This is a genomic window from Micromonospora sp. NPDC005220, assembly GCF_040607895.1.
Classification (GTDB): Bacteria; Actinomycetota; Actinomycetes; order Mycobacteriales; family Micromonosporaceae; genus Micromonospora.
Map to the genome: position 1 here is coordinate 1 of NZ_JBEXHP010000209.1, position 4,301 is coordinate 4,301.

The window sequence follows — 4,301 nt, forward strand, 5'->3', positions numbered from 1 at the left end:
GGTCGGCGGTCTGTTTTCGGGGGGCCCCGGCGCGGCCCTGCTATCCCCCCGCCCCGCCCGGAGCAGCTCGGGCTCCGGCGAAAACCCACGACCGCAACCCAAAAGCGAAGATCAGAGGACCAGGCGAGCCTTCTGGAACGCCTCCGCCTCATCCTCCGTGCCGACCTTGCCGTACATGCCGACCATGAGCAGCACCAGAGCGGCAGTCATCACCACGATCACCGTGGTGATGCTGAAGTTGAAGAAGTTGGCGTCGGTCCGGATGAACGCGAGACCGGCCAGGCTGACCACCATGAGGCCGTACGCCAGCCACTGGTTGATCGCCACGTCGATGTTGCGGCCGAGCGCGGTGCCGACCAGCACGACGACCCCGAGCAGCACGCTGAGCAGCGAGAAGCCGAGGTTGGTGCCCTGGCCGAGGACCCGGGTGTCGTCCTGGGCGAGGATCTCGTTGCCGGTGCTCGCGATGATGCCGAGCACACCGAAGACGACCAGGTACAGACCGGTCAGCCCGCCGATCGCCCGGTAGATCGGCCGCGCGGGGTGGTTGACGGGGGTGTGGGCCATGTCTGTGTCTCCAACGCCGTGGGGTAGGTGTCGCCGACGATTGTCTCGCACGTGGTGGTGTGACGCCGCACACGGGGCCCGGGCCGCCGCGCACGGCCGGTCAGCTCTCCGGCAGGTCCTCGGCGAGGGTCATCCAGCTCTCCTCGATCCGCTCCCGCTCGGCGCGCAGATCCTTGAGCTGGGTGTCCAACTCGGCGACCCGGGCGTAGTCGGTGGCGTCCGCCGCGAGCTGATCCAGCAGCGTGGTCTCGCGCTGGTCGAGCTTGCCGAGTTGCCGCTCCAGCCGGGTCAGCTCCTTGCGGGCCTGACGGACCTCGGCGGCGGACATCCCGCCTCCCGAGGGGGCAGCGGGCGTGGCAGTCGGGGTGGTCCCGGCGCGGCTGGGCCCGGCCCGCTCGGCGGTCCGCGCCAGGTATTCGTCCACCCCGCCCGGCAGGTGCACCAGCCGACCGTCGCCGAACATCCCGTACGCGGTGTCGGTGACCCGCTCGATCAGGTACCGGTCGTGGCTGGCCACGATGATCGTGCCGGGCCACGAGTCGAGCAGGTCCTCCAGCGCGGCGAGGGTGTCCGTGTCCAGGTCGTTGGTGGGCTCGTCGAAGAGCAGCACGTTGGGCTCGCCGGCCAGCAACCGCAGCATCTGCAACCGGCGGCGTTCCCCACCGGAGAGGTCACTGACCGGGGTCCAGAGCCGGCGGTCGTCGAAGCCGAACACCTCGGCGAGCTGGGCGGCGGAGACCTCCCGATCGCCGAGCTGAACCCGGCGGGCGACCTCCTCCACCGCCTCCAGCACCCGCAGCTGCCCAGGCAGCTCGGTGAGCTCCTGGGAGAGGAACGCCGGCCGCACGGTGGAGCCGGTGCCGAGGCGGCCACCATCGGGGCGGGTGAGGCCGGCGAGCATCCGCAGCAGCGTGGTCTTGCCGGCGCCGTTGGCGCCGAGGATGGCGATCCGGTCGCCGGGGCCGACCAGCCAGCTGACGTCGCGCAGGATCTCCTTCGGGCCGGCGTGCAGCTCGACGTTCTCCAGCTCGTACACCTGCTTGCCGAGCCGGGAGACGGCCATCCGCTGCAACGACATGGTGTCGCGCGCCGGCGGCACGTCGGCGATCAGCGCGTTCGCGGCGTCGATGCGGAACTGCGGCTTGGAGGTCCGGGCGGGCGGGCCACGGCGCAGCCAGGCGATCTCCTTGCGGAGCAGGTTCTGCCGGCGGGCCTCGGTGGCGGCGGCGACCCGCTCGCGCTCGGCGCGGGCGAGGGTCCAGGCGGCGAAGCCACCCTCGTAGGCGCGGACGGTCTGGTCGCCGACCTCCCAGGTGGTGGTGCAGACCGCGTCCAGGAACCACCGGTCGTGGGTGACCACGACCAGGGCACCCTTGCGGCCGACCAGGTGCCGGGCCAGCCAGTCGACCCCGCCGACGTCCAGGTGGTTGGTGGGCTCGTCGAGGATGAGCAGGTCGGAGTCGCGGACGAGCAGCGCGGCCAGCGCCACCCGGCGGCGTTCGCCACCGGACATCGGGCCGACCGGCTGGTCGAGGCCGAGGTGCGGCATGCCGAGGCCGTCGAGGATGGCCCGCACCCCCGCGTCGCCGGCCCACTCGTGCTCCGCGCCCATGCCCTCGTCGAGCCAGGCGGTGCCGAGCACCACGTCCCGGACGGTGGCCTCGGGGGCGAGGGTGAGCTGCTGCGGTAGCCAGAGCACCCGCAGGTCACGGCGGTGGGTGACCCGACCGTCGTCCGGGCCCTCCTGCTTGGTGAGCAGTCGCAGCAGGGTGGACTTGCCGGCGCCGTTGAGGCCGACCACGCCGATCCGGTCGGCGTCGTCCAGGCCGAGCGAGACGTCCGTGAGCAGCCGCCCGGCGGCGCCGTACCCCTTGGACACCCGGTCCAGATTGACGATGTTCGCCACGTTCCACCCTTCATGATCAAGGCGTCCCGGTGCCGGCGGGCACCTGGACGCCTCTCCCAAGGGTACGCGGACGCGCCGACCGCCCGCGCCGCGCGCCAGCAGCCCCGGTGGGACGCGCCGTCAGCCGACCCGGGCGCCGGCCACCGGACCGTGCGCGACCCGCACCTCCCGGCAGACGCCCGCGGCGCTCAACTCGGCGGCGATCCGCTCCGCGTCGGCCGCGTCGGCGGCGAGAAACACGCAGGTCGGGCCAGAGCCGGAGACGATGCCGGTGAGCGCGCCGGCCGCCTCGCCGGCCTTGAGCGTGTCGGCCAAGGCCGGGCGCATGGCCAACGCGGCGTCCTGGAGGTCGTTGCCGAGGGTACGGGCCAGCACCCGGGGGTCCCGCTGGCGCAGCGCACCCAGCAGCGCGTCGGTGCTGCCCAGCGGGGTGCCAGCGGTGCCGGCGTCGCGGAGCCGATCCAACTCCCGGTACGCGGCCGGGGTGGACAGGCCGACGTCGGCGATCGCCACCACCCAGTGCCAGGAGGTGGGGCGGACCAGCACGGGGCTGACCGCCTCACCTCGGCCGGTGCCCAGCGCGGTGCCACCGTAGATCAGGAACGGCACGTCGGAGCCGAGGTCGGCGGCGATCCCGGCCAACTCGTCACGGGACAGCCCGGTGCCCCAGAGTGCGTCGCAGGCGACCAGCGCGGCCGCCGCGTCGGCGCTGCCGCCGGCCAGCCCACCGGCGAGCGGGATCTGCTTGCGCAGGTGCAGTCGGGCGTGCGGCAGCACCCCCGCGTAGCCGGCGAGGGCGTGCGCGGCGCGGAGCACCAGGTTGGTGTCATCAAGCGCCAGCTCGCCGGTGCCCTCACCCTCCATGGTCAGGGCGAGGGTGTCGCCCCTTCGGGCCGTCAGCTCGTCGTAGATCGAGATGGCGTGGTAGACCGTGTTCAGCTCGTGGTAGCCGTCCCGGCGCAGCGGCCCCACCCCGAGGTGCAGGTTGACCTTCGCGGGCACCCGCACCCGTACCGGGCCGATGGCCCCGCGCCGCTCGTCCTCGTCGTCCGGTCGCCAGGCCTCGGTCACGGGGTGACGTCCCGCACGCGCAGGCGGATGTCGAACGGCTTGGCCACGATCAGCTCCTCGGCGGAGTCGGCGGCCAGCTCGTAGCGGCCGTCGACCAGGTCGTACGCGTACACGTGCACCGGATTCTGCTCGATCCGCCAGTAGTGCGGAATGCCGGCGTCGGCGTAGTCGGCCGGCTTCTCCAGCCGGTCCCGCCGTCGGGTGCTGCGGGAGACGACCTCGACAACCAGAATCACGGGCTCAGCGGTCGAGTAGTGGCTGTCGTAGTTGATCGTCTCGGCTGCGAGCAGCATGACGTCAGGCTCAAAGGTCTGGTCGACGCCGACCATGACGCCCGTGGCGAAGCTGGGCTCCATCCCTTGCGGCGAATGTTGCCTCAGCCAATTCCACAGCAGGCCGCTGATTTTCTGATGGCCGAACGTCGGGGAGGGGACCACGATCATGACTCCGTCGCGTAGCTCCACTCGGGGAGCATCATCGGGCAGGGAGAGCACGTCTTCGACGGTGTAGTTGCCGAGCCTCTGGCGCCAGAGGTCCGGACCGGGCCACCTGTCACGCGGCGGGGGCAAAGCATCCGCGGTCACTCGTACACCTCCTCTGCGGGCACGGCGTCAGCCTACTTCGCGGTCGGCGTACCGACCGGAGCCGACGCGGCGATGGCGGCGAACTGCTCGACGGTCAGTGACTCCCCGCGGGCGCCGGGGTCGACGCCGGCGGCGGTGAGTGCCGCCGCGGCCCGGTCCGCGCCGCCAGCCCA

4 protein-coding genes and 1 pseudogene are annotated in these 4,301 nt (G+C 72.4%); all 5 read right to left on the reverse strand.

Going from position 1 to position 4,301, the window contains the following annotated elements; all coding sequences use genetic code 11:
• Positions 1–111 precede the first annotated feature (111 nt).
• Positions 112–567 (reverse strand): DUF4383 domain-containing protein, encoded by a 456-nt coding sequence (locus ABZU52_RS31960; RefSeq protein WP_354974643.1) that lies wholly within the window; start codon positions 565–567, stop codon positions 112–114.
• A 100-nt stretch (positions 568–667) separates the two neighbouring features.
• Positions 668–2,473: an ABC-F family ATP-binding cassette domain-containing protein gene (locus ABZU52_RS31965; RefSeq protein ID WP_354974644.1), complete on the reverse strand. Its 1,806-nt coding sequence runs from the start codon at positions 2,471–2,473 to the stop codon at positions 668–670.
• Between the two features lie 120 nt (positions 2,474–2,593).
• Positions 2,594–3,544 (reverse strand): 4-(cytidine 5'-diphospho)-2-C-methyl-D-erythritol kinase, encoded by a 951-nt coding sequence (locus ABZU52_RS31970; protein ID WP_354974645.1) that lies wholly within the window; start codon positions 3,542–3,544, stop codon positions 2,594–2,596.
• Complete coding sequence (locus ABZU52_RS31975; RefSeq protein ID WP_354974646.1) at positions 3,541–4,128, reverse strand: Uma2 family endonuclease; 588 nt, start codon at positions 4,126–4,128, stop codon at positions 3,541–3,543. Before ABZU52_RS31975 ends, ABZU52_RS31970 begins: the two co-directional genes overlap by 4 nt.
• 32 nt (positions 4,129–4,160) lie before the next feature.
• Positions 4,161–4,301, reverse strand: a pseudogene (locus tag ABZU52_RS31980) (16S rRNA (adenine(1518)-N(6)/adenine(1519)-N(6))-dimethyltransferase); the annotation flags it as partial.